This window comes from Turicibacter sp. St.80E1 (genome assembly GCF_059728495.1).
This window is the reverse complement of the sequence record NZ_AP039386.1, coordinates 1,426,141-1,451,364: the sequence shown is the minus strand read 5'-3', so window position 1 is coordinate 1,451,364 and position 25,224 is coordinate 1,426,141. Positions and strand designations below refer to the sequence as shown.

Sequence of the window (25,224 nt, the reverse complement as noted above, 5' to 3'; positions counted from 1 at the left end):
GGGGGATTTAAATGCAAGAGTTTTTTACAAATAAAGTAATTCCATTAGTTATGAGATTTGTGACATTAAAAGGTGTGGTCGCATTAAAGGATGGGCTGTTGTATAGTATGCCGTTAACAATCGTTGGATCTATCTTTTTGTTACTTGCCAATTTTCCGATTCAAGCAGTTGTTGATTGGCTAGATTCAATGGGATGGATTGATCCATTAAACCAGGCATATGGAGCTACGTTCAATATTGTTGCGCTTATAGGTGTTGTTGGAATTGCCTATGAGTATGTTAAAAATGAGGGGTATCAAGGATTAAATGCTGGTGTTTTGGCGGCTGTTTCATTTGTTTTAACTACTAATCCTTATGTAGTCGCTGAGAACGGAACAGTCGTAAACAATGTAATTGATAAAACGTGGACGGCAGGACAAGGGATGATTGCGGCTATTGTAATCGGACTACTTGTTGGTTGGACTTACGCTTGGTTTATGAAACATGATATTCGAATTAAAATGCCTGCCGGAGTTCCAGAGGGAGTAGCCAATTCATTTACAGCATTAATTCCTGGTTTTGTTATTATTACAGGGGCAACGCTTATTTATTCATTCTTTAAATTTGTTTTGGATACAACATTTATAGAAGCGATTTATTCATTTATTCAAACACCGTTACAAGGATTAACTGATTCATTAGGTGGAGTTATTGCTGTTGGGTTAATTATTCCATTCTTATGGTGGTTTGGGGTCCATGGATCAACCATTGTCGGAGGAATTATGGGTTCTTTACTTCAGTCGAATTCATTAGCGAATCAGGCTATTCTTGATGCGGGCTTAGAGTTAACCATTGAAAATGGAGGTCGTATTGTGACCCAACAGTTTATTGATCAATTTATGACAGTTACGGGTGCCGGATTAACCATTGGTTTAGTGGTTTATATGATTTTCTTCGCTAAATCAGTTCAGTGTAAGGAGTTAGGAAAGCTAGGAGGTGTACCGGGATTATTTAATATCAATGAACCTATTTTATTTGGGTTACCAATTGTTTTAAATCCATTCCTTCTTCTTCCGTTTATACTGATGCCAGTTATTTCAGGAATTATTTTATATTTCTGTATGTCGATCGGGCTAGTTCCATTATTTTCAGGAGTTATGGTACCTTGGACAACGCCACCAATTATTTCAGGATTCTTGGTTGGAGGATGGAAAATGGCCTTATTACAAACCGCTATTTTAACTCTATCGTTCTTCGTTTATCTTCCATTTATTAAGAAAATAGACAGAATGAACTATGAAGCTGAAAAAGCCGCAAATTAAATGAAAGTCAAGAAAGATATAGACGATTAGGATGGATTAAATAATGAATTAATTTAGGGAGGTATCTTATGAGAATCCGTAACTAAATGTTTACGGGTTCCTTATTTCTCCCAATGGGGGTTTATCAATACGTACGATTGAAAGATAATAAAATTTTAAAAAATCACAGGAGGAATTCAAATGGCGTTTAGAGAGAACTTTTTATGGGGAGGAGCAACTGCTGCAAACCAATGTGAAGGAGCATATTTAGAAGGAGGACGTGGATTAGCTAATGTTGATGTTGTTCCAGCTGGAAGTGATCGTTTTTCAGTGGGATCAGGAATGATGAAGATGTTTAGTTGCAATGAAGAGCATTACTATCCAAGTCATGAGGCAATTGATATGTATCATCATTATAAAGAGGATATTGCACTGTTGGCTGGAATGGGGTTCAAATGTTATCGTTTATCAATTGCATGGTCACGAATTTTTCCAAAAGGAGATGAATTAGAGCCAAACGAAGAAGGGTTAAAGTTTTACGACAATGTATTTGATGAATGTTTAAAGTATGGTATTGAACCGTTAGTAACCATTTGTCATTTTGATGTGCCAATGCATTTAATTGAAACGATTGGTGGGTGGAGAAGCCGTCAAATGATTGACCATTATGTGAGATATTGTGAGACCATTTTTAAACGGTATAGAGATAAAGTAAAGTATTGGCTAACATTTAATGAAATTAATATGATTTTGCACTTCCCATTCATGGGAGCGGGATTGTATTTTGAGGAAGGTGAAAATAAGCAGCAGGTTAAATATACGGCGGCTCATCATGAGTTAGTGGCCAGTGCTTTAGCAACGAAGATTGCCCATGAAATAAATCCAGAATTTAAAATTGGATGTATGTTAGCTGCTGGAAATACCTATGCTAATACTTGTCATCCAGAAGATGTTTGGAGGTCAATTGAAAAAGATCGCGAAAATTATTTCTTTATTGATGTTCAATCACGTGGGGAATATCCGGCGTATGCTTTAAAACAATTAGAGCGTGAAGGTGTTAAAATTCCATTTGTTAAAGGGGATAAAGAATTACTCCAAACGTATACAGTTGATTTTATTTCCTTTTCTTACTATTCTTCTCGTTTAGTTAGTGCAAATCCAGACGTCAATAAAATGACAGAGGGAAATGTTTTTGATACTTTAAAAAATCCTTACTTAGAAGCAAGTGAATGGGGATGGCAAATTGATCCACTAGGTTTAAGGATTACATTAAATTCATTATATGACCGCTATCAAAAACCATTGTTCATTGTTGAAAATGGGTTAGGTGCCGTGGATATTCCAGATGAACATGGTTATGTAGAAGATGATTACCGTATTGACTATCTCCGTGAACATATTAGAGCGATGAAAGAGGCGGTTGAATTAGACGGGGTTGATTTACTTGGATATACAACTTGGGGGTGCATTGACCTTGTTAGTGCCGGAACAGGTGAAATGAAAAAGCGATATGGTTTTATCTATGTTGATAAAGATAATGAAGGTAATGGAACCTTAAGACGTTCGAAAAAGAAATCATATAACTGGTATAAAAAGGTGATTCACTCAAATGGTGAAGATTTAGAATAGATCTAAAGCCTCTCTTTATGGAGAGGCTTTTATGTTGTAATAGAACCTAATTAATAGACACTTACTTAATGTAAGCGAAAGTGGAGGGATAAAAATAAAAAAGGGGTATCTAATCAAAATTAGAACAGACGATGGAACCATCGTTAAGGAGAGGTAGATGATGTGAGTGAAGCACTTAGAGGTCGTATATATCGAAAATTAAAAGATAGTTTATGGGGATTTGATTTTATGAATGCAAGATCGAGATTTAGCAGACGATTTAACACAAGAAACAGTTTACCAAGTGTCTAAAACGCTTCATCATTTAGGGAGAATTTTAGATTATCACTATGGTGATGCCAAATTGCTACATTTTTTTGGTATAAGCAGTTAAAGAAAAAAGGTGATAGAGATGCAAACGATGGAGGAGGTATCAGGGTTAGAGGTTGGCTATCAAAAGTTATTCGTTGAAAGTCTAATGTTGAGCGTTAATCAAGTCAGGATTGAGGATCTAGCCATGGGTGCAGAGGTCGAGTTGCAATTTCCGTTAAAGGATAAATGGGGGCAACTCTTAGCTTGTATATATGGTGAAGGATCCTTGGAGGATGGAGGTTATTCATTTCAAGCAGGGAGGCCTCAATTAGGGAGCTCGTTTTCTATAGGCAACGTTATGGGAGTCAGGAAATTATTAAGATTGAAGGGATACCAAAGAGTTATTGATAAAGACCCTCAGGATAAGCTGTCATCGATCTGGGGAGAGGGGATGAAGCTTCCTGTTATTGAAATATCATAAAGACGGTCAAATGGGGATATTCTTATACTCGGTTCGTATGATCAACGAGATCCAGGGAGCTTTTTTTGAAAAATAGTCGTAATGAGCTGGTTTAAAAGTTAATCGCGTATACTTCATGCTAACGATCCTAACAAGGAGAAAATTCCTACATCGGAGTAATTGATGAGGATTATAGCAGGAAATTTGGATAAAATCGTGGCTTGCTACAGTTAAAAACATCAGTTGAACTGGTGTTTTTTTGTAGTAAAAACTAAATATAGTTGAATTTTTAATGGGAAAACCATGGTATAATCCTATTAGTTATCAATGATAATCGTTATCAAAAAGGAGGAGTTAAAAGATGATGATGAACAAGAGACTCATTGCGATGTGTGATGAGTCGAAGAAGTATATGGGGCTCACTATTTTATGCAGTTGGGTGGGAATTGTTTGTAATATCGTCATTGTTTGGTTGATTGGGCAGTTGATTAACCGAATGGTAGAGGGCGAGGCGTTAAATATGACAGGGGGATCGATAGGGGAGGCGTTGTCGTCGTATCCATTGATTGGCCCAATTTCTTTAGCTACAGGGATGATAGTTGTGATGATTGCCTTAGTTGTGAAGTGGGTGAGTCATTATTTATATGGATGTTACTCTTACCAAGCATCGGCAAATGCACGAACAACACTTCGACGTCTGATTTATCAGAAATTACTGCGATTGGGCATGGCGTATCAGCAAGTAGAGAAAACATCCGGAATTGTTCAGTTATCCATTGAAGGCGTTGAACAATTAGAGATTTATTTTGGCAAGTATATTCCACAATTCTTCTATTCGTTATTGGCGCCAATAACCTTGTTCGTCTGTTTATCATTTATTTCGTTTAAGGCGGCTCTTGTCTTTATGTTGGGGGTACCATTGATTCCTTTATCGATTGTCGCTATCATGAAGGTGGCAAAAAGAATTTTAAAGGCTTACTGGAATAATTATGCAAACTTAGGGGAAACCTTTTTAGAGAATTTACAAGGGTTAACAACGCTTAAGGTATATAATCAGGACGAACGAAAACACCAGGAAATGAATGAGGAGGCAGAGGGATTCCGACAAATTACGATGAAAGTATTAAGTATGCAATTAAACTCGATTAACGTGATGGATTTGATTGCCTTTGGGGGCTCTGCCATTGGAACAATTGTTGCCCTATATGAGTTTAAACGAGGAATGTTACAAGTCGGGGATTTAATTGTTATTATTTTATTGTCATCGGAATTTTTCATTCCGCTTCGCCTGCTAGGCTCTTATTTTCATATTGCGATGAATGGGATGGCAGCCTCGGATCGGATTTTTGCTCTGCTAGATGCACCGGAGGAGGAAGAAGGAGCGTTAGAAATGATGCCGTCAAGTCCTCAAACGGTGATTCAATTGAGTCATCTTAATTTTAGTTATGATGGGGAGCGACAGGTGTTGCAGGATATTTCTCTTGACCTTAAATCGGGGGGATTAACCGCGATTGTCGGGGAAAGTGGAAGTGGAAAAAGCACGATTGCCTCTCTTCTCCTCGCCCAAAGACGGGTAGCGAACGGATCGATTTTAATCAATAATCTTCCATTATCTGATGTGAGGAAAGAGGAACTTTATCGATATGTTTCGCTCGTTTCAGCGCATAGCCATATCTTTAAAGGGACGATCAGAGAAAATTTATTAATGGCCCGTGAAGGGGTGACAACGGATGAAATGATGCAGGCGTTACGGACTGCCCGTTTAGAATCATTTGTGATGCAGTTACCGCAAGGGTTGGATACGGAGGTCTCGGATAATGGAAGTTCGTTATCGGGGGGACAGAAACAGCGGTTAGCACTGGCTCGCGTTATTTTGGCCGATCGTCCTGTCATTATTTTTGATGAGGCGACATCAAATATTGATGTTGAAAGTGAGGAGGCCATTTGGGAATCGATTTATGAGCTGGCCAAGCAAAAGACTGTGTTGGTTATTTCACACCGATTGGCAAGTGTTAAAGAGGCAAAGGTTATTTATGTGTTAAATGAGGGACAACTCGTGGAATCGGGAACCCATCATGAATTGATGCACCGAGGAGGACACTATACTAGGATGGTAGAAAAACAACACCAGTTAGAAAGTATGAGAGAGGTGAGCAGATGAAGCGTCAATCTGGATTGAAGATAATGAGGCGATTAATTTTAGAATTAAAGCCACTCATTCATGTCATGGTTATGACGATAACGTTAGGGGTCTTAGGATTTTTAGCAGCAATTGCGATTGGAGTTTTAGCGGCGATTGCATTAGGAACATGGGTCGAGGGCTCGAGTGTTGTATCCTTTGAAACAGCCCTCGTCTTAATGGGGGTTTGTGCTGTAAGTCGCGGCTTATTACGTTATGGGGAACAGTTATCCGGTCATTATATTGCGTTTAAAATTTTATATCTGTTGCGCGATAAAATTTTTGCAAAATTGCGGACACTGGCACCGGCTAAATTGGAAGGGAAAGACAAGGGGAATCTAATTTCAATGATTACCTCGGATATTGAGTTATTAGAAGTGTTTTACGCGCATACGATTGCTCCTATCGCTATTGCTATCTTAACGAATAGTTTGATTTCTTTTGTGTTATCTCAAATTCATCCTGTTTATGGATGGGTTTCGGCTATTTATTTTATCGTCGTCGGCGTTTTAATTCCCTATTTTTCATCGATTTCTGTAAAGGAAGCAGGCGTTTTATATCGTCAGGTATTTGCAGATAGTAATCAATATATTTTAGATTCTTTGCGAGGGTTAAAAGAAATTATTTTCTTTAATCAGGGGGCAAACCGTCTAGCCAATCTGGATCATCACTCATGTACTTTAAATCAAAGTGTCAGACAGATTAAAAATCATGAAGGATTTGTTACGGGGTTAACAGGAGTCATTATTTCCTCGGCCATGTTAGTTTTTACGGGGACTGGTTTTTATTTTTATACAACGCATCAATTAAGTTTAACGGCAGTTTTGGTTGCGTTGGTTCTCATTGCCTCGTCGTTTGGACCTGTCGTCGCTTTAAGCAATTTATCCAATACATTGGCGCATACGTTTGCGTGTGCTCAACGTCTTTTTGATCTATTAGATGAGGTTCCACAAGTAGATGAGGTCGCTGGGGAGATGGAGATTCGGGCTGATCATCTTGCTTTTGATCGGGTGACATTTACATACCCCTCTAGTGACAGAGCAATTTTTAAAGAGGCCTCAATTTCAATTTCCAAGGGGGATAAATTAGCACTTGTCGGTCCGAGTGGGACGGGGAAGAGTACGTTTATTAAATTATTAATGCGTTATTTTGATGTTCAGGCGGGGCGTATTACAATTGATGGCACAACTATTTCAAAGATTCCGACGAATGCATTAAAAGCAAAGCAAACGCTTGTCAGTCAAGAGACTTACTTATTTAATGATACAATTGTGAACAATATCAGGATTGGAAAAGCCGAGGCTACTTTAGAAGAAGTGATGCAGGCGGCGAAACAGGCGGCCATTCATGAGTTTATCATGACCCTACCCAAGGGATATGATACATCGGTTGGTGAGTTAGGCGGCTTGTTATCTTCAGGTGAACGACAGCGTCTAGGATTGGCACGCGCCTTTTTACATAATGGGGATCTTCTTATTTTAGATGAGCCAACGAGTAATTTAGATGCGTTAAACGAGGGTTCAATTTTAAAGTCTATTCGTGATTATCATCAGGAAAAGACGATTATTCTTGTCTCTCATCGCCAGTCAACAACGGCGATTTGTGACCAAGTGTACCAGTTAAAAGATCGAAAGTTAGAAATGAGTTCTTAAGCGTGGATTAGGGAGGCCTAGTCCTCTCTTTTTACAAAGTTAATGATAGTGATTATCAACGATAGGAGTGGAGAACGTGGCAAAGGGAAGAATTGAGCGTGAAAAACGTGTGATTGAATTGATGATCAATGTGTATTGTCACAAGAAGCATCAGCACCAATCAAAGGGAAGGTGTTCAGATTGTGAGGCATTACTTTCCTACGCCCACCAACGCTTGAATTTTTGTAAATTTCAAGATGAGAAGACGACGTGTCAGAAATGTCCAATTCACTGTTATAAAAAGAAAATGCGACAACAGATTAAAGAAGTTATGCGTTTTTCAGGACCGCGCGTGTTGTTTTATTCACCGGTGGAGTTTTTTAAACATTTACTAGATAAATAGGGAGGTAGAGTGAATGAAGAAATTAGTAAAGGGATTATTCGTGATGGGTGGGTTTGTTTGTGTTGGTCTTGGAATCCTCGGTATTTTGTTACCTATTTTACCAACCACCCCATTTCTGCTATTAGCCTCCGTTTGTTTTGTGAAGGGGTCGACGCGATTCGATAATTGGTTTCAATCGACGTCCCTTTATCAAAAGTATTTAGCAGATTTTGTGAAACATCGGCAAATGACGCGAAGACAAAAATGGACGATTTTATTAATGGCGGATGCTATGTTGTGTGTTCCGTTTTTCCTCGTAGATTCAGTTGTGATGCGGGTGGGCTTACTGACCTTGGTTGTTGCAAAGTTTTATTACTTTTTCTTTAAAATTGACACCATTCAACACGATAAAAATTAAAAGCAAGGATTAGGAGTGAGATAGAATGCTGGCACATGTTTGTTTTTTTCTAGCACTAGGGGTTTATTATGTAGCAAAGGTAGGTTTTAAGAAGGCCTCCTTGGGGATTTATTTACACGTGATATTAGGTACCGTGTCCATCCTTTCGATGGTGATGGATACGGTCATGCAAATTGGAAGCGACCGTTTTTGGCGGTATAGCGGTTTTTCATTGACGATGTTGTTCATTGGAATTAGTGGTTACTATGTGATCAAACAAGGGAAACGTTGGATGAAATGGCACATCGTTGCGGTGGGGTCCTTCTTCGCTTATTTAATGGCTATTATCGTTTTGTAGCGGTCAGCGGGGCCTTAATCATTAGTTCCACTAATGGTTAAGGCCCCAGGATTGATGGAGCTCGAAGGTGCCGTTGATGGAATAATTCAGTGATTATTTTTTTGGGGGGAACATCATAAAACGTGGGTCATATATATATAGTGAGTTGATGATGCCCAGTGATGGTGATAGAAGGAGGGGAAAGGATGGCGGATGTAGATGATGCCTCAATTGAGGATTACGATATAGCGGATGAGGATAGCGGGTCATCGATTGATCGTTATAAGGGAAGTACATTTGCAAGTCTTTTAGTTATTATTTTATTTGTCATTTGGTTTTTATACCGAATGGGTTGTATTGGACAACGTTAAAAGGATGCATCTGATTAATTCAGGGCATCCTTTTTATATAGCGTATTTAAGGTTTCTAGAAATTGAATGATATCATCTTTTGAGGTGGCATAGGAAGTTACAAGTCGAACAACCGAATGATGCTCATCATAGGGTTCCCAAATAGTAAAGGAAAATCGCTCACTTAACACCGGAAGAAGATGATTAGGCAAGATTGGGAATAATTGATTGGTTTGTGTAGACGTCCAAAAGGAAATTCCTAAGTGTAAAAGACCTTGGCGAAGTTCATTCGCGCGTTGATTGGCCAAATGGGCAATTTCAAAGAAGAGAGCGTCTTGAAAAAGGGTGAGGAATTGAAGGCCTAGTAAACGTCCTTTTGCCAATAAAGCTCCTTTTTGTTTCATATTCAGACGGAAATCTTGGGCAAGTTCAGGATGAATGAGGACAAGCGCTTCTCCGAAAAGGGCTCCATTTTTGGTCCCACCGATATAGAATGCATCGGTAAGACGTGCATAGTCTTCAAGGGTTAGTGTATTAGATGGAGCGACTAATCCACTTCCTAGTCGTGCGCCATCCACATAGAGATAGAGATGATGCTGTCGACAAAACTTAGAAAGTTCCTCTAATTCTTGTTTCGAGTAGAGGGTTCCAAGTTCTGTTGGATTCGATAGATAAAGAAGTTTAGGTTTGACCATGTGAATGGTTTGAGGCTGTTTAAAAAAGGTGTGGAGCGCATGTAGCGTCACCTTTCCATCCGTGGCAGGGAGTGGAATAATTTTATGCCCCGTTGCCTCAATTGACCCTACTTCGTTTGTCATAATATGCCCCGTTTGGGCGGATAAGACGGCCTCGTATGGTTTTAAGGCATGTGAGATGAAGGTTAAATTGGTTTGGGTTCCTCCCACGAGAAAGTGAATCTCGCATGGCGTTGAACCTAAGTATGATTGAATGGCTGCCTGTGCCTGTTGACAGTAGTCGTCCTCCCCATAACCTGGCGTTTGGTCCGCGTTAGTCGTTAGGAGTTTTTCTAAAATTTTTGGGTGTGCCCCGTCTGCGTAGTCTATTTTAAAATTAATCATCATTAGTGGAGACCAAAAACTTGGTTTCCTTCCCTCCTTCTTGTTTCAACCAGGCTTTAAGTTGCACAAAAATCTTTTTTTGCCTTCATAACATCTATCCCCTTGGCACCGGCAAAAGGCATTCCTTGAATAGAGATTAGGGAGATGAAGGGTAAAAGATCATTCTGCTTTTTACTGATGAGTGATGGATCCTTTTAAACGCGTTCATCGATCACTCACCATAGCCCTTTTATAGTAGGAACCAGACAACGAGGTCTGTTTCATAAAGTGTAAACTCACTTTTCGTTTGTCTTTTTCGTTTGTCTATAGATACCTTATTCTGAGACTGCGATAAAAATGTTAAAAAGAAGGAACGAGTTGCCCTTAAGGGGGAACTTCTCATCAAGGACTAGTAAAATTTAGGGGAATGGGGTATGATATCATGTATGAGAGTGGCGAATCGGAACGTTGAATGATGGGTAATTAGTGGACAGGAATTTAAAATGGAGGTCGAGTGCAATGTTTGCGAAGTGGTTAATTAAACGGTTAGAAAAACAGGAGGAAACAAGAGAAGAGGGGCGAGAGCGGCTCATTTTTATTTCAGGATTAATTGGTATCCTTGCTAATATATTATTATTTGGGGTGAAGTTTGGCGTCGGGTGGTTAGCCGGAAGTATCGCCGTCATGGCCGATGCTTTTAACAACCTATCGGACACCGCATCTTCTGTAGTCACAATTGTTGGTGTGAAGTTAGCAAATCGACCAGCAGATAAGGAGCATCCGCATGGGCATGGGCGAATTGAGTATATTTCAGCGCTCATTGTAGCATTTATGGTAATGTTGGTGGGGGTTCAATTTATTCAATCCTCAGTCGGTCGAATTTTAAATCCGAGTGAGGTTCGTTTCGAGTGGGTCTCTTTCTTATTGTTGTTTGTATCGGTGCTTGTTAAAGTTTGGTTAAGTTTCTTTAATAAACACATGGGAGAAGCGATTCAATCGGGGGCGTTAAAGGCTGCATCCGTGGATGCTTTAGGTGACGTCTTTACCTCAAGTACGGTGCTTTTATCGTTTTTAATGGCGCGTTTGACATCATTTCCTATTGATGGATATGCAGGTGTGATTGTTGCAGGATTTATTTTATATGCGGGATATAATCTGGTGAAGGAAACGATTAGTCCTCTTCTAGGAGAGGCACCCGATGCGGAGCTCGTGCAACAGATCTATGATCGACTCCTTTCATTTGAGCATATTACGGGGGCACATGACCTAATGATTCATAATTATGGGGTGGGATGTGTCATTGCCTCTATTCATGCGGAGATTCCAGCAGACATCGATGTGATGACGATCCATGATATCATCGATGAAGCAGAACGACAAATCTCAGAAGAATTGAAGCTCCATCTAGTGATTCATATGGATCCTGTTTCTGTAGAAACCGAAGAGATTAAGCTGATGAAAAAAGAACTAGAGCAAATTATTGACGCGCATCCGGTGATCATGTCGATGCATGATTTTCGAATTATTGGGCAAGAACCAAATAAAAATTTGATTTTTGATTTAGTCGTGAATGGCTCGCTACTAAACAAAACAGTGACAGAGGAGTCCATTAAAGATGAGGTTATCGCAAAAATTAGAGAAACCCATCCGCAATACCGTTGTGTCATTGTGATTGATCGGATGTATGTTTAGAATAGAAAAGACCCAGTACCTTGGGTCTTTTCATTTTGTCATTAGAAGTTTCATCGAATAGCTCACTCAACGTAATCTGGCAGAAGGGGCGTTTTGCATGGAAGTATAAGAGCGAGCTCATTTTTTTTCATTTTTAAAAGAGGATGTCTAACTCACGTGAGTTAGACATCCTCTTTTAAAATCATAAAGTTTTTATAAAGTACATTGTTCTAGGACCTGCTCCACATGGTTAGGGACACGAACCTTACGGAAAATTTTTGTAATCATTCCTGTTTCATCGATGATAAACGTTGATCGTTCAATCCCGATGGCTTTTTTTCCGTACATATTTTTTTCCTTTAATACATCATATTGCTTACAAACCGTTTCTTCGGTATCAGATAACAGAATAAACGGTAAATCGTGTTTAGCGACGAATTTTTCATGACTTTGAACACTGTCACGACTTACGCCTAAGATGACAGCGTTTTGGTCTTTAAAGGATTGAATCGCATCGCGAAAATCTTTTGCTTCATTCGTACATCCTGGCGTATGATCGCGTGGATAAAAATAAAGAATTACTTTTCGTCCTAAGTAATCTTTTAAGCGATGTTGGCATTGATCAGATCCTGGTAATGTAAAATCAGGGGCTTGCATTCCTTCAGTTAAAGTAATAGGTTCCATTAAACTTCACTTCTTTCTTTTATAGTGATTATAAATAATTATGCGTTATGGTGAGGGGATTGTAAACAAATATGCTAAAATATTAATGAACTTTTTAGTCTCATTTTAAGTAAAATGTGGGGAATATAGCCAAAATACTAAGAGAAAGAGGTCGGTCATTGTTTTCTATGAGTAGGATTTAAATATGGGGTGACCGTCGCGATAGAGTAGCACGGTGTTTTTCTAAAAGGTGATCGCTAAAATAGGATGTATAGGATGACGCCCAGTTGATGGAAAGGATAAAAGGTTGGTTAATCGAAAAGTAATCAGTGTTAGGATATGAAAATAAAAGATAAGGATGTGTGAAGAATGTTAATGATTTTATCACCTGCTAAGACGTTTACATCAGGGGAGAACGTGCCCCATACGAATTTTAAGGCGCTTCTTTTTCATGAAAAGACAGCGAAGTTAGTTGAACAATTGTCTTCTTTTTCTAATGAACAATTAGGAAGTCTTATGAAGATGTCCGAGGAATTGGCGACGTTAAATAGTGCGCGCTATCGTCAATTTTATTCGGATGAGTTGCAGGCACTTCCAAGTATTTATGCTTTTTCTGGCGAAGCATATAAGGGATTGGATGCATTAACACTCGATCAAGGGGCACTTGAGTTTTCAAACGAGTCGTTGCGCATTTTATCAGGACTTTATGGTGTTTTACACCCCTTTGATGCGATTAATCCGTATCGGTTAGAAATGGGGTTAAAGTTTTCGGGAGAACATGGAAAAAACTTGTATGAGTATTGGAGGAGGGAATTGACGGATTACTTTTTGTCAGCACTCGCAACAACGCCCGGTGATCAGGTGTTGATTAATTTGGCTTCTACGGAATATAGCAAGGTGGTTGATTTCAAACAGATTAAGCAACAGTATGGCGTATTAACGATTGAATTTAAAGAACAAAAGGGAGAGTCGTTCCGAACAGTAGGGATGTATGCTAAGCGAGCGCGTGGACAAATGGCACGCTATATTTTAACGCGCAAGCTTCATTCAGTTGAGGAACTCAAACAATTTAATGAGGAAGGCTATCAATTTAATGAAGACCTGTCGACTCCAGCGACGTGGGTCTTTACCCGTTCGGTGAAAGGATGAGAACATGATTTTTTACTTTAGTGGAACAGGAAACTCCCAGGCAGCAGCAGAAACGATTGCGCGGGTACAACGGGAACGACTCGTTTCAATCATACAAGCCATTGAGGCAGAGCAATACGATTACGTGTTGCAGAAGGGGGAGGCGGTGATTTTCGTTTTTCCGGTTTACGCATGGGCTCCTCCTGAAATTGTGATGCGATTTCTTTCACGGTTAACATTTTTAGGGGAAGACCCCGATTATTTAGGAGTTATTGTGACCTACTCTAAACAAATCGGAAATTGTTTTAAGGTTGTGCATCAAGCCATTGAAGAAAAAGGATGGCGTTTAACAAGTTTTTACACCCTAAAAATGCCTCATAATTATTTAATTGTGGGGCATACCGATTCATATGAGAGGGTTTATGAGACATTGGCAGCTACTTTGCCAACCTTAGAAAGAATGAATCAGGAAATAGCACAAAAAGAGCACGTTTATGAACAGGCTACCGGATTCTTTCCTAGGATACGAACCCTAGCGGGACAGAGATGGATGCGAATCATGTCTAAACGAATCACCCCTTTCTACGCGAATGATCATTGTATCTCATGTAAAGTATGTGAGAAAATTTGTCCGACACAATGTATTGAGGTGATCCAAAAACCTTCATGGAAGGGGGAGTGTTTACATTGTCTAGCCTGTCTCCACTATTGTCCGAAGTCGGCGATTCAATATGGTAGGTCGATGGAAAGAAAAAAAAGATATACACATCCAGATATACGTTGGTATGAATTAAACCATAGCTCTACTAAAAATCGTCCGACTAAATTTTAGGATAAAAAGGGTCTCGGTTGAACGGAGGATGGGGCCATTTTAAACAGGATACAGCAGGATGAAAGGATAAAAAAAGATTTTTTAAATAAAATATGTATATTTTGAGTAAAATCGTCCATAATTTTAGTGTGAAAAAAGAAGGTGATTATCATTTAGAACCGAAAAAGAGGTAAAATGTCACATGAATTTTATTTTTTATAAAGGAGAATATTGAGCGAATGTGACGAAAAAACATATTTAATTTTAAAAAATATGAAGAAAAAAATAGTGAAAAAGGGTGAGTAACCGGTTACCTATTGAATGAAAGTGGTATTAATTTATGACGGAATGTATTATAATCATAAATGTAAACGTTGCGAAGATATATGGCTTAATTTCATATTTCTATTGCCAAAGTTTGCGGTATTAAAAATAATACAACACGATCAAAATAATACAACCATGAGTTGCGGTTATCTTATACGATAAGAGGAGGATTCAAGTATGTTTAAGTATTTACAGCGTACAGGTAAAGCATTAATGCTTCCAATCGCTGCTTTACCAATTGCCGGTATTTTACTTGGTGTTGGTGGGGCATTCTTAGGAATTGCTGGAATGACAGATGCACCAGCGATTTATCAAACAATCGCTAATGCGATTAATAACTCTGCGGTGCTTACAGCGATTTTAACAATTATGAAAAATATTGGAGATATCGTTTTTGGTAACTTACCGATCTTATTTGCGATTGGGGTTGCGGCTGGTTTAGCTAAAAAAGATAAAGCAACAGCAGCGTTAGCTTCTGTGTTTGGTTTCTTAGTTATGAACCAAGTTATCTCTACTTTATTAGGATTAGGATTAACGAAGTTAGGTGTTGTAACACCTGATAACGTTGGGGAATACGGAACTTATGTGACAACTAACCTTGGGATTTTCACTTTAAATATGTCAGTGTTTGGTGGGATTATTACAGGGATGGTAACATCTGCGTTACATAATAAATTCTTCAATATTCAATTCCATCCAGTTTTATCTTTCTTTGCTGGTTCACGTTTCGTTCCAATCATTACATCTTTAGTAATGGCTGTTGTTGGGGTAGTATTAGCTTACCTTTGGCCTTTCGTTCAAGATGGAATTGGAGCATTAGCAAATGTTGTTAACTCATCTGGAGTATTTGGTTCATTCTTATTCGGATTAGTTGAACGTTCATGTGTACCATTCGGATTACACCATGTATTCTATACACCATTCTGGTATGGTTCATTCGTTGAAGCTAACTTATTAATCAACGGTGTTGATACAATTGTTCAAGGGGCAAATACAGCTTACTTCGTACAATTAGGATCAATGGGTGATTTAGTTGGATTAGAATCTGGAAGAATGCATGAGATTGTTATGGGAACAACAGCGTTCTTAGCTGGTAAATATCCATTCATGATGTTCGGATTACCAGGGGCTGCTTTAGCAATGTATAAATGTGCTAAACCTGAAAAACGTCAAGCTGTTGGTGGTTTATTAGGAGCTGCTGCGTTAACAACAATCTTAACAGGTATTACTGAGCCATTAGAGTTTACATTCTTATTCGTTGCACCAATCTTATTCGTTGTGCATGCTATCTTCTGTGGATTATCATTCATGATTATGGCGATGTTAGATGTTTTCATCGGTATGACATTCTCTGGTGGATTAATTGACTTCGTTTTATTCGGATTATTACCTGCTGGTGCTGGTGTAGCAACACATTGGTATTGGGTATTAGTTGTTGGTGTCGTTTACTTTGCTGTATACTTCTTCGTATTCAGTTTCTTAATCAAAAAATTAAACTTAAAAACACCTGGACGCGAGGATGATAACGAAGAGGTAAAATTATTCTCGAAAAAAGACTTCCAAGAACGTAATGGTGGTGGAGCAGCAGAAAAATCAGCTGCAACTGGAACTGATGAGTGGAAAGAAAAAGCACCATTAGTATTAGAAGCTTTAGGTGGAGAAGAAAATATCGAAAACATCGATGCTTGTATTACTCGCTTACGTGTTGAAGTTAAAGATACTGCTAAAGTTGATAAAGATCGTTTAAAAGCTTTAGGAGCAGCAGGGGTAATGGAAGTTAAAGGTGGAGTTCAAGCTATCTTTGGTGGAAACTCGAATACTCTTAAAAACCATATCCTTGATATTATCGGTGACTAATTAATACTATAAAGTTAATAAAAATGACTAATCGAATGATTAGTCATTTTTTATACATGATGAAAATATATATTTCCCGGGTGAATAAAGTTACATCAACGGATTGTAATAACCAGCGTTGTTCACTAAGGATAAGTTATTTAATTGAGGTTGCTGCGTAACTGTTGGTTGGGCCATCATTTGTTGTGTATATACTGATTGACTTACAGTTGTTGGTTGGGGGTTACTAGTCATTTGAGGAAGCGGTTGTCCCCAGTCAAATGAATTCGATTGCATCCCTTGTGTTAAATTCATAGGTGGTTGTCCAGCTAAATACTCATCATAATAATAGGATTCCACGCTTTCTTGACGATTGACGACATAGTTGTGGTGATTATGATGATGATGAACATTTCGAACAACGACCGGAATAACATGATCAACTCGATGATAGTGGTGTTGTTGTGGGGTACAGGCAATAGTTGGTTCAACAACTTGTTGGCAAGTTTCATATTGTCCCATAGGTGGCATAGTGACACATCCACCCATTGGAGCATTTCCTAAACATCTCATATTTTGTTTCATTTGTGCGACATCCTTTCAATCTCTAATTCAGCTACAGTATAGAATATGAAAAAGGTAATAGAATGAACGGGAAGGTGCCTAAAAAAGGAATGTTATTTTTTTATAAATTATCAATAAGTGTGAAAGACTACTAACAGAATAGATAAAGGAGTGATTCAATGAAAAATATCATTTATCCTAATTATGAAAAAAGTACTTTGAATATTATGGCGACCTTGTTAAACTATTATGACGTAGCGTCTTCCTATCAGTCTTTATCAGTTATAAAAGAAGTATTAGATAAGGAGTATAAAAATGTAGTGCTTCTTGTTTTTGATGGAATGGGGGTTGATGCGTTAGAGAAAAACTTAAAGTCAACAGATTTTTTAAATCGCCATCTGAAGGAGGAGTTAACGGCTGTAGCGCCTTCTACTACAACTGCTGCGATGACGGCTTATTATAGTGGAAAATCACCTTTTGAGCATGGATGGTTAGGTTGGTCCCTCTATTTCAAGGAATATGGACGTTGCATCGATACTTTTTTAAATACTGACAGTTATACAGGTGAGAAACTTGAGCTTCCCCATGCAGGATATACATTAATGGGCTATACTCATGTGTTAGACCGTGTGGAAGAAGCGACAAATCATCACATAAAAGCTTATATGATTGAACCAAATTATATCAATTACCAAGGGAAAAATACAAAGATTGGTGTTGAATCTGCACAGCAATTAGTTGATGAGGTTGCAAAATTAGTGTCGACTGCCGAACAAAAATTTGTTTTCGGTTATTGGACAGACCCGGATAAAACAATGCATGAATCGGGGTGTTACTCGGCAAAAACGAAAGAAAAAATGACAGAAATTAATGAGCTATTAATGAATTTATCCCAACAGATGAAGGACACTTTGTTAATTATATCTGCCGATCATGGTTTAATTGATGTAGAGCCTACGACGTATTTAAATGATTATCCCGAGTTAACGGCATGCTTTTTAATGCCCCCATTTATTGAGGGACGCATGATGTCATTTTTCATACGTGAAGACTTAAGAGAGACGTTTTCTAAAAAATTTAATGAAACATTCGGGGATGATTTTATTCTGCTCACGCGTCAACAGGCACTTGAAATGAATTTATTCGGGTACCATACTCCTCATCCTAAAACACTCGATTTTATTGGGGACTTTATCGCTTGTGCGACGGGTCATAAAGTACTAGGTTATTTACCAGCCGTGAAAAAGGAAAAGTTTAATTTTACTGCAACACATGCAGGATTAACACGCGAAGAAATGGTAGTGCCACTTATTTTAGTTGAATCTAAATAATGTAGAGGGTCTTTCCAAATGGGGAGAGGCCCTTTTTCTATTGATCAGAAAATAAAAAAGGCTCTTTGTCAAATCGTGTGGGTGAATAAAATCTATACATGTAATCAAGAGGAATTAGGCCATTCTTTAGACGGCTTGGTTCCTCTTCTTTTTTTGTTCAAAAGTGTATTTATGAATAATCAAAATTCTTGCTTTGAAATGGTAGAAACTACGGTATCCGAAGGCAATACGTTTAATGACTTTAATGTTATTGTTAATTCCTTCGAGTACTCCATTGGTATAAGGAGTTTCGATAGTATTTTTGACATAATCTTGATAATGAGTGAGTGTTTTTAAAGCTGTTTTCATTTCGTGTGAAAGCAGGTCAGAGGGGTGTTGAATGGCATGATGAAATATTTCAAGGTTACGAAGTTTAATAGCCTGTTGGACAGTTTGGTAGAAATCATAAGTCTCCTTTAGTTCAGGGTCTAGGGCTAATAAAAAGTCAATAATTTCTTGTTGAGAGATCATCTTTTTGAAGCAGTTGGAATAGAAGTAATGAGTGGCACTAAGATCTTCTTGGGCTTTTAAGAGAAGTCGCCAATAATGTTTGAATTTATTATAAAACTCTTTATTTTGATTCATGAAACGAATGCGTGTTTTATTAAGAGCACGAGAGACTAGTTGAACGATATGAAATTTATCTAAAACAATCTTAGCCTTAGGGAATACCTCTTTAATGAGTGTCATATAAGGGGCGTACATGTCAATGACGACGTGGGTTACACCTTCACGAGCTGCTTTAGAAAATCGCATAAAATAAGTCCTTAGTGTACTTAAGCGACGGTCTTCAACGATATCAATTAGCTTTCCATTGGACGCATCACAAAAAATGAAGGACATTGCTCCCTCGGCCGATTTAACCGACTTAAACTCGTCAAAACAAAGAACTTTTGGGAGAGAATTAAAGGGAAGCGGCTGTTCTTCATAGGAAGAATGAATGACGCGGTTAACGGTTGAATGAGAAACGTTAAGCTCACGTGCAATATCTGTTTCGGATTTCTTATGACTAGCTTCTAAAAAGATGGCTTGTTTTACGGGAGTGGAAATAAAACAATTAGGGTTAACAAGAGATGTTTCTAGGGTAAATGTTCGGTCGCAATGACGGCATTTATAACGTTGTTTTTTTAAGTCTAGATAAGCATCAAATCCGGAAATTTTGACTAGCTTAATACGTGAAGTTTTGAAGCCGTGTTTAATGATATTTGAGTCAAAAGAATGACCACAGTGGTAGCAACGAGTCGGTTGAAAAGAAAGAGTTCCCAAAATAAGTTTAGAACGAACATTCTTAATCTGAGTTTCTTGGATACAATTTTTTGAAAAAGTAATATTTTTATCTTTTAAATCAAGTAAAGTTGAGATACAATTAGTGTGAGACATAAACCCAATCCTTTCGTGTTTTTTTGGTCGATTACATTGTATAGAATTTGGGACGTTATGTCTCTTTTTTTGTACTTATTTTTTAATTCCAATAAAAGAGGTGTGGGCATCACCCACACCAAATATTATAGAACCATAAAAAAATGGGTAATGGGCCTTTACGTCTCTAGAGGGTGTTGCATATGATACATTATCAATGAGGTAAAGAGTAGGGGGGATATGGATGACAAAGCGTCCTTTAATTGGAATTGTTCCTCTTTGGGATGACAAAAAACAAAGTAGTTGGGTTAAACGGACCTATATTGAGGCAATCTATGATGCGGGTGGAATTCCTATTATCCTACCTATTTTTCAATCTGAACAGTTTATTGAGGAACTAGTAGCACGAATAGACGGTCTTTTTTTAACGGGGGGTGATGATATTCATCCGAGTCTTTACGAAGAGGTGAAAGAAGAGGAGTGTGGCCATACATCAAAAGTTTTAGATGATTTTGAATGGTGTGTGCTAACAAAAACGATTGAAAAAAGAAAACCTATCTTCGGTGTTTGTCGGGGGTTTCAATTTATAAATGTCTATTTTAATGGAAGTTTATTTCAAGACATTGAAAGTCAGTACATGAAAGAGCGTTCTTTTTCGCATCGTCAGCTGCCTCCCTATGATGAACCAGCGCATGAGGTATACCTATCTGAGAATGGAGTATTACAACACTGGTTAGGTGTTCAACAATTGGCAGTGAATAGTCGGCATCATCAAGGAATTAAGCGATTAGGCGAGGGACTAATTGTAGAAGCGTTAGCACCGGATGGATTAATTGAAGCCGTCCGTCATCGAGATTACCCGTTTTTAGTGGCCGTTCAGTGGCACCCTGAATTAAGGTATAAAAGGGATCAGGCCGAACGACTTTTATTTGAACGATTTGTTTTTAGTTGTCAAGAGAATGATTTTTCTTTAAAGGGTGAATGAGATATGATAAGAAAGGCATCCTATAAAAAGGAGCCTTTTTTTTTATAATAATGAGGAGAGGATTTTATAATAATGGGAAATCTTTAATCCCCTTTTTATCTTGTGATAAACGATCAAGATTGAATAAAAAAATGACAGTTTATATAAGAAAAATGGGAAACATTGTCGATTTTTTCAGACAAGAGGTGTATAATTGCTCTATTCAATATAAGGAAAGAAGGATTGAAATGTTAAAAAATATTTGGACCATTTATAAGACAGATTTGAAACACATCGGGACCAATTACGCAGCAGCTATTGTCGTTTTAGCCCTATGCATTTTACCCTCGTTATATGCCTGGTTTAATATTAAGGCATCCTGGGATCCTTATGGGCAATCAGCAACCAGTCAAATTAAAATTGCCGTTGTAAACAATGATCAAGGAACGACGCTCAATGGGAAGGAAATAAATGTTGGGGATCAAGTAGTTGAGGAGTTAAAAAACAATGATTTAATGGGATGGCAGTTTATGAGCGAGAAAGAGGCCCAAACTCTTTTAGAAGAAGGAAAAGTCTATGCTTCTCTTACAATTCCAACTGATTTTTCACAAGATATTTCATCTCTTGTTACAACGGATGTGAAAAAAGGAAAAATTATTTATCAAGTGAATGAAAAAATAAATGCGATTGCTCCTAAATTAACAAGTAAAGGAGCAACGGGTGTTCAAGAAAGTATTAATCAAACTATTGTCAAAACTGTCAGTGGTATTTTGTTAGAGGCAGGAAAAGAGTTAGGAATTGAGATTCAAGAAAAGGTTTTACCTGAATTATCACATGTTCACTCACAGTTAGAAGAGCTCGTTTCTAAGTTTGGTGAGATGAATGAGTTAGTAGACACGGCTCACCGTGGAGGGATTCAATTAAAGGATTTAATCCAATCCATTCAAAATGATTTACCTCTGATTGAATCAACGATTGATTCTGCTAAGCAGACGGCGACAGGGTTAGAAGGCTTTATAACCTCATCGAAGTCAGCCCTTTCTGATTTCGTCCCAACACTAAAATCAGATTTAGAACTTGTATCGGTGATTAGTGGGGAACTAAAAACGTATACACAAGGGGTTAAGGATGCTATTTCAAGCGGTTCAGAACAGGCTCCACAGGTTGTTGATCGACTGATAAGTAAGGTAGATGGAACACAAGGACTTATTCAATCGTTTATTAAAATGTTAAAAAGTTTTAATAAGTTTCCTGCAGGGCGATTTGATGAAATGATTGCGCAACTTGAGGGAGTTCAAGGTGATTTAGCTCGTGTTCAACAGCTACTAGAAAAGGTTAAAGGTCAATTAGCAACAGGAGAAGGACCAGATTTGACAGTGTTTGATCAAATTTTAACTTTATTAAATGATGTATCTAACACAGCCGATTCAATTGTTAAACGTTTTGATGACGAAATTGCTCCCTCTTTAAATCAAGTTATCGATAAAGCGTATGAAACAGCAGAGTCTGTCTTAACTGTTTTAAATGAAGCAAGTAATAAGTTACCTGATGTAAAAAATTTATTAAATACCGCCTATAGTGGTTCTGACCAAGGAATTTCGGCAATTGAGTATATTAATGGAAAGCTTCCAGAGGCAGAGGAAAAACTACAAACGTTGACAGAGAAACTTGGAGAAATAAACAGTAGTGAAGGGTTACAGGAAGTATTAACGCTCATTCAAGAAGGAATTGCTCAACGTGAAAGCTTTATGGCTACACCTGTTGAGTTAGTTGAAGAAACGTTATTCCCAATGCATAATTATGGAACAGCGATGACGCCATTTTATAGTGTACTTGCTCAATGGGTCGGAATGACATTGTTAATTTCGATGTTAGCGGTGCATGCAAGAGGAGAGTATAAAAAAAGCGAAGAATACTTTGGTAAATTACTATTATTTTTAAGTATTGCACTTCTTCAAGGATTAATTATCGCATTAGGGGATTTATACCTATTGAAAATTTATTGTATGAATCCACTCTTATTTGTGGGCGGTATCTTGTTCACAAGTGTCGTTTTTACATTCATTATTTACTCACTTGTCTCTGTTTTTGGAAATGTCGGAAAAGTTGTTTCGATTATTCTGCTCGTTTTACAGGTAGCGGGTTCTGGAGGAACCTTCCCTATCCAATTAACTCCTAAATTTTTCCAAATCATTTATCCGTTTTTACCGTTTACTTATGCCATTTCGTTTGCACGAGAATCAATAGGTGGGGTTGTTCAAAGTGTTTTATCTAGAGATATAGTAATTCTAAGTACTTATATTATAGTAGCTATTCTCGTCTCAGTTTTCTTGAAAAAACCGCTCAACCGCTTGATGTCAGGATTTAGTGATAAATTTAAAGAAAGTGGGTTGGGAGAATAACGGAAGGTTAATTTTTCTTAAAAAAGATTGACACACCAATAGGGGTATGATATAAAAAGAGTAGATTATATTAGCACTCTTACTTAACGAGTGATAAAACAAGAGGGAGCGATTCAATTGAAACAGTTTAAGGCAGAATCAAAACGTTTACTTGATTTAATGATCAACTCGATTTATACGCATCGCGAGATTTTCTTGCGAGAATTAATTTCAAATGCAAGTGATGCTATTGATAAACTTTACTATCGAGCACTAACGGATCACAATTTAAGTTTCAATTCGGAAGATTATTTTATTAAAATTACGGTTGATGAGGCAAAGCGCCAAATTAAAATTTCGGATACTGGAATTGGGATGACAGAAGCGGAATTAGACGAGCATTTAGGAGTCATTGCAAAGAGTGGTTCGTTACAGTTTAAAAAAGATACAGAATTAGAAGACGGACATGATATCATTGGTCAATTCGGTGTTGGTTTTTATTCTGCATTCTTAGTGGCGGACAAGGTAACGGTGATTTCAAAAGCATTAGGGGCAGAGACAGCCTATAAGTGGGAGTCATGCGGTGCAGATGGTTATGTGATTGAACCATGCGAAAAGGAATCTGTGGGAACAGATATTATCCTAACAGTTAAAGAAAATACCGAAGATGAGAATTTCGATGAATATTTAGATCCATACAAATTAAAAGCAATTATCAAAAAATACTCTGACTTTATTCGTTATCCAATTAAAATGGATATCACACATTCGCAATTAAAAGAAGGAACAGAGAATGAATACGAAGAAGTTACAGAAGAGCAAACAGTGAATAGCATGGTTCCAATTTGGAAAAAGAATAAACGCGAATTGACTGATGCTGATTATCAAGCTTTTTATCACGAGAAACATTTTGGATTTGACGATCCATTAGCTCATGTTCATTTAAGTGTTGATGGGAATGTTAGCTATCAAGCTATTTTATATATTCCTGAAAAAATGCCATATGATTTCTACACAACGGAATATGAAAAAGGGTTAGAGTTATATTCAAGCGGTGTTTTAATCATGAATAAATGTGCGGATTTATTACCCGATTACTTTAGCTTTGTAAAGGGAATTGTAGACTCAGAGGATTTATCATTAAATATCTCACGAGAAATCTTACAACATGATCGTCAGTTAAAGTTAATAGCGAAAAATATTAAAACAAAAATTAAAAATGAATTAGAAAAAATGATTAAAAATGACCGTGAAAAATATGAAACGTTCTACCAATCATTTGGTCGTCAATTAAAATATGGGGTTTATTCGGATTTTGGTGCAAATAAAGAGGTATTACAAGATTTATTAATGTTTACTTCTTCTTACGAAGATAAATTAGTCACTCTATCTGAATATGTATCACGTATGAAAGAGGGTCAATCTCATATTTATTATGCAGTAGGGGATTCAATTGATCGAGTTAAAAAATTACCGCAATCAGAAGCAGTTCTTGATCAAGGATATGAAATGCTCTACTTTACAGAGGATATTGACGAGTTTGCGATTAAGATGCTGATGTCTTATGACGGAAAAGAATTCAAATCAGTTTCTAGTGCCGATTTAGACCTTGAAACTGATGAAAAGGATGCAGAAGCAACTAAAGAATTCGCCTCATTATTTGAAAATATGACATCTGTTTTAAGCGGTAAGGTAAAAGCTGTACGTGCAAGCCAACGTTTAAAATCACATCCTGTTTGTTTAGCGAATGAAGGGGAATTATCCATTGAAATGGAAAAAGTGTTAAATGCCATGCCAAATGGACAACAAGTTAAAGCAGACAAAGTGCTAGAAGTTAACGTTAATCATGAAGTATTTAAATCTTTACAGGCGGCTTATGAACAAGATCAAGCTAAATTTGATTTATATACAGATGTTTTATATAACCAGGCACGCCTAATTGAAGGATTAGATATTGAAGATCCAGTGGCATTTACCAATAATGTTTGTCAATTAATGAAATAAAAAGTCTTTAGAAAAACATCAACTTTGTAGTTAAGTTGATGTTTTTTTTGATTCCGGGTATGCTAAGAGGGAAGACGGATCTTCTTGTTAAATTAAGCATTTTTGTTTATAATAAAATTAAAACGTTTTATATGGAATAGATAGAAATGTTT

The 25,224-nt window shown here is 37.6% G+C and carries 21 protein-coding genes; 17 read left to right on the top strand and 4 right to left on the bottom strand.

Annotated features, from left to right (window positions below; all coding sequences use genetic code 11):
* Positions 1-11: 11 nt before the first annotated feature.
* From AC6I0I_RS07020 to AC6I0I_RS06980, 9 genes are all read left to right on the top strand, one after another.
* Entirely contained in the window at positions 12-1,301 is a 1,290-nt protein-coding gene (locus AC6I0I_RS07020; RefSeq protein WP_161832092.1) for a PTS sugar transporter subunit IIC, read from the top strand.
* A 180-nt stretch (positions 1,302-1,481) separates the two neighbouring features.
* Positions 1,482-2,909, top strand: coding sequence for a 6-phospho-beta-glucosidase (locus AC6I0I_RS07015; RefSeq protein WP_161832091.1), 1,428 nt, complete (start codon positions 1,482-1,484; stop codon positions 2,907-2,909).
* A gap of 400 nt (positions 2,910-3,309) precedes the next feature.
* Positions 3,310-3,681: a hypothetical protein gene (locus AC6I0I_RS07010; RefSeq protein WP_262953898.1), complete on the top strand. Its 372-nt coding sequence runs from the start codon at positions 3,310-3,312 to the stop codon at positions 3,679-3,681.
* Positions 3,682-4,021: 340 nt separating this feature from the next.
* Positions 4,022-5,821: an ABC transporter ATP-binding protein/permease gene (locus AC6I0I_RS07005; protein WP_262953897.1), complete on the top strand. Its 1,800-nt coding sequence runs from the start codon at positions 4,022-4,024 to the stop codon at positions 5,819-5,821.
* Positions 5,818-7,491, top strand: coding sequence for an amino acid ABC transporter ATP-binding/permease protein (locus tag AC6I0I_RS07000; RefSeq protein ID WP_262953896.1), 1,674 nt, complete (start codon positions 5,818-5,820; stop codon positions 7,489-7,491). The genes AC6I0I_RS07005 and AC6I0I_RS07000 overlap by 4 nt, the downstream gene beginning before the upstream one ends.
* Positions 7,492-7,567: 76 nt before the next feature.
* Positions 7,568-7,873 carry a nitrous oxide-stimulated promoter family protein gene (locus AC6I0I_RS06995; RefSeq protein WP_161832086.1) on the top strand — a complete coding sequence of 102 codons (306 nt, stop codon included), beginning with the start codon at positions 7,568-7,570 and terminating at the stop codon, positions 7,871-7,873.
* A 13-nt stretch (positions 7,874-7,886) separates the two neighbouring features.
* Positions 7,887-8,270, top strand: coding sequence for a YbaN family protein (locus tag AC6I0I_RS06990; RefSeq protein ID WP_161832085.1), 384 nt, complete (start codon positions 7,887-7,889; stop codon positions 8,268-8,270).
* A gap of 25 nt (positions 8,271-8,295) precedes the next feature.
* Complete coding sequence (locus AC6I0I_RS06985; protein ID WP_161832084.1) at positions 8,296-8,607, top strand: hypothetical protein; 312 nt, start codon at positions 8,296-8,298, stop codon at positions 8,605-8,607.
* A 185-nt stretch (positions 8,608-8,792) separates the two neighbouring features.
* Positions 8,793-8,957 carry a hypothetical protein gene (locus AC6I0I_RS06980; protein ID WP_161832083.1) on the top strand — a complete coding sequence of 55 codons (165 nt, stop codon included), beginning with the start codon at positions 8,793-8,795 and terminating at the stop codon, positions 8,955-8,957.
* Between the two features lie 14 nt (positions 8,958-8,971).
* On the opposite strand, the gene AC6I0I_RS06975 is transcribed toward AC6I0I_RS06980, so the two are convergent.
* On the bottom strand, positions 8,972-10,018 hold the full coding sequence (locus AC6I0I_RS06975; protein WP_338617954.1) for a threonine aldolase family protein: 1,047 nt from the start codon (positions 10,016-10,018) through the stop codon (positions 8,972-8,974).
* 495 nt (positions 10,019-10,513) lie between these two features.
* Between AC6I0I_RS06975 and AC6I0I_RS06970 the strand changes: the two genes are divergently transcribed.
* A complete protein-coding gene (locus tag AC6I0I_RS06970; RefSeq protein WP_161832081.1) occupies positions 10,514-11,686 on the top strand; it encodes a cation diffusion facilitator family transporter in 1,173 nt (390 codons plus the stop codon).
* A 192-nt stretch (positions 11,687-11,878) separates the two neighbouring features.
* Here the strand turns inward: AC6I0I_RS06970 and bcp are convergent, their stop codons facing one another.
* Positions 11,879-12,349 (bottom strand): thioredoxin-dependent thiol peroxidase, encoded by a 471-nt coding sequence (gene bcp, locus AC6I0I_RS06965; RefSeq protein ID WP_161832080.1) that lies wholly within the window; start codon positions 12,347-12,349, stop codon positions 11,879-11,881.
* Positions 12,350-12,697: 348 nt separating this feature from the next.
* Here bcp and yaaA point away from each other — a divergent pair, with 348 nt between their 5' ends.
* The 3 genes from yaaA to AC6I0I_RS06950 all read left to right on the top strand — a co-directional run bounded on the left by yaaA (position 12,698) and on the right by AC6I0I_RS06950 (position 16,451).
* Positions 12,698-13,477 carry a peroxide stress protein YaaA gene (gene yaaA / locus AC6I0I_RS06960; RefSeq protein ID WP_262953895.1) on the top strand — a complete coding sequence of 260 codons (780 nt, stop codon included), beginning with the start codon at positions 12,698-12,700 and terminating at the stop codon, positions 13,475-13,477.
* Between the two features lie 4 nt (positions 13,478-13,481).
* Positions 13,482-14,288, top strand: coding sequence for an EFR1 family ferrodoxin (locus tag AC6I0I_RS06955; RefSeq protein WP_262953894.1), 807 nt, complete (start codon positions 13,482-13,484; stop codon positions 14,286-14,288).
* Positions 14,289-14,771: 483 nt separating this feature from the next.
* A complete protein-coding gene (locus tag AC6I0I_RS06950) occupies positions 14,772-16,451 on the top strand; it encodes a PTS transporter subunit EIIC (RefSeq protein WP_161832077.1) in 1,680 nt (559 codons plus the stop codon).
* 90 nt (positions 16,452-16,541) lie between these two features.
* Here the strand turns inward: AC6I0I_RS06950 and AC6I0I_RS06945 are convergent, their stop codons facing one another.
* Positions 16,542-17,015, bottom strand: coding sequence for a hypothetical protein (locus AC6I0I_RS06945; protein ID WP_262950654.1), 474 nt, complete (start codon positions 17,013-17,015; stop codon positions 16,542-16,544).
* Between the two features lie 158 nt (positions 17,016-17,173).
* Between AC6I0I_RS06945 and AC6I0I_RS06940 the strand changes: the two genes are divergently transcribed.
* A complete protein-coding gene (locus tag AC6I0I_RS06940; RefSeq protein WP_161832076.1) occupies positions 17,174-18,325 on the top strand; it encodes an alkaline phosphatase family protein in 1,152 nt (383 codons plus the stop codon).
* Between the two features lie 126 nt (positions 18,326-18,451).
* Here AC6I0I_RS06940 and AC6I0I_RS06935 read toward each other — a convergent pair whose 3' ends face one another.
* The gene (locus AC6I0I_RS06935; protein WP_338617442.1) at positions 18,452-19,744 is read right to left on the bottom strand and encodes an ISL3 family transposase; all 1,293 of its coding nucleotides are present in this window, start codon (positions 19,742-19,744) and stop codon (positions 18,452-18,454) included.
* Positions 19,745-19,967: 223 nt separating this feature from the next.
* Between AC6I0I_RS06935 and AC6I0I_RS06930 the strand changes: the two genes are divergently transcribed.
* From AC6I0I_RS06930 to htpG, 3 genes are all read left to right on the top strand, one after another.
* Positions 19,968-20,708 carry a gamma-glutamyl-gamma-aminobutyrate hydrolase family protein gene (locus AC6I0I_RS06930; RefSeq protein ID WP_262953561.1) on the top strand — a complete coding sequence of 247 codons (741 nt, stop codon included), beginning with the start codon at positions 19,968-19,970 and terminating at the stop codon, positions 20,706-20,708.
* Positions 20,709-20,935: 227 nt separating this feature from the next.
* Entirely contained in the window at positions 20,936-23,089 is a 2,154-nt protein-coding gene (locus AC6I0I_RS06925) for a YhgE/Pip domain-containing protein (protein ID WP_262953560.1), read from the top strand.
* Positions 23,090-23,206: 117 nt separating this feature from the next.
* The gene (gene htpG, locus AC6I0I_RS06920; RefSeq protein WP_262953559.1) at positions 23,207-25,072 is read left to right on the top strand and encodes a molecular chaperone HtpG; all 1,866 of its coding nucleotides are present in this window, start codon (positions 23,207-23,209) and stop codon (positions 25,070-25,072) included.
* Positions 25,073-25,224 lie beyond the last annotated feature (152 nt).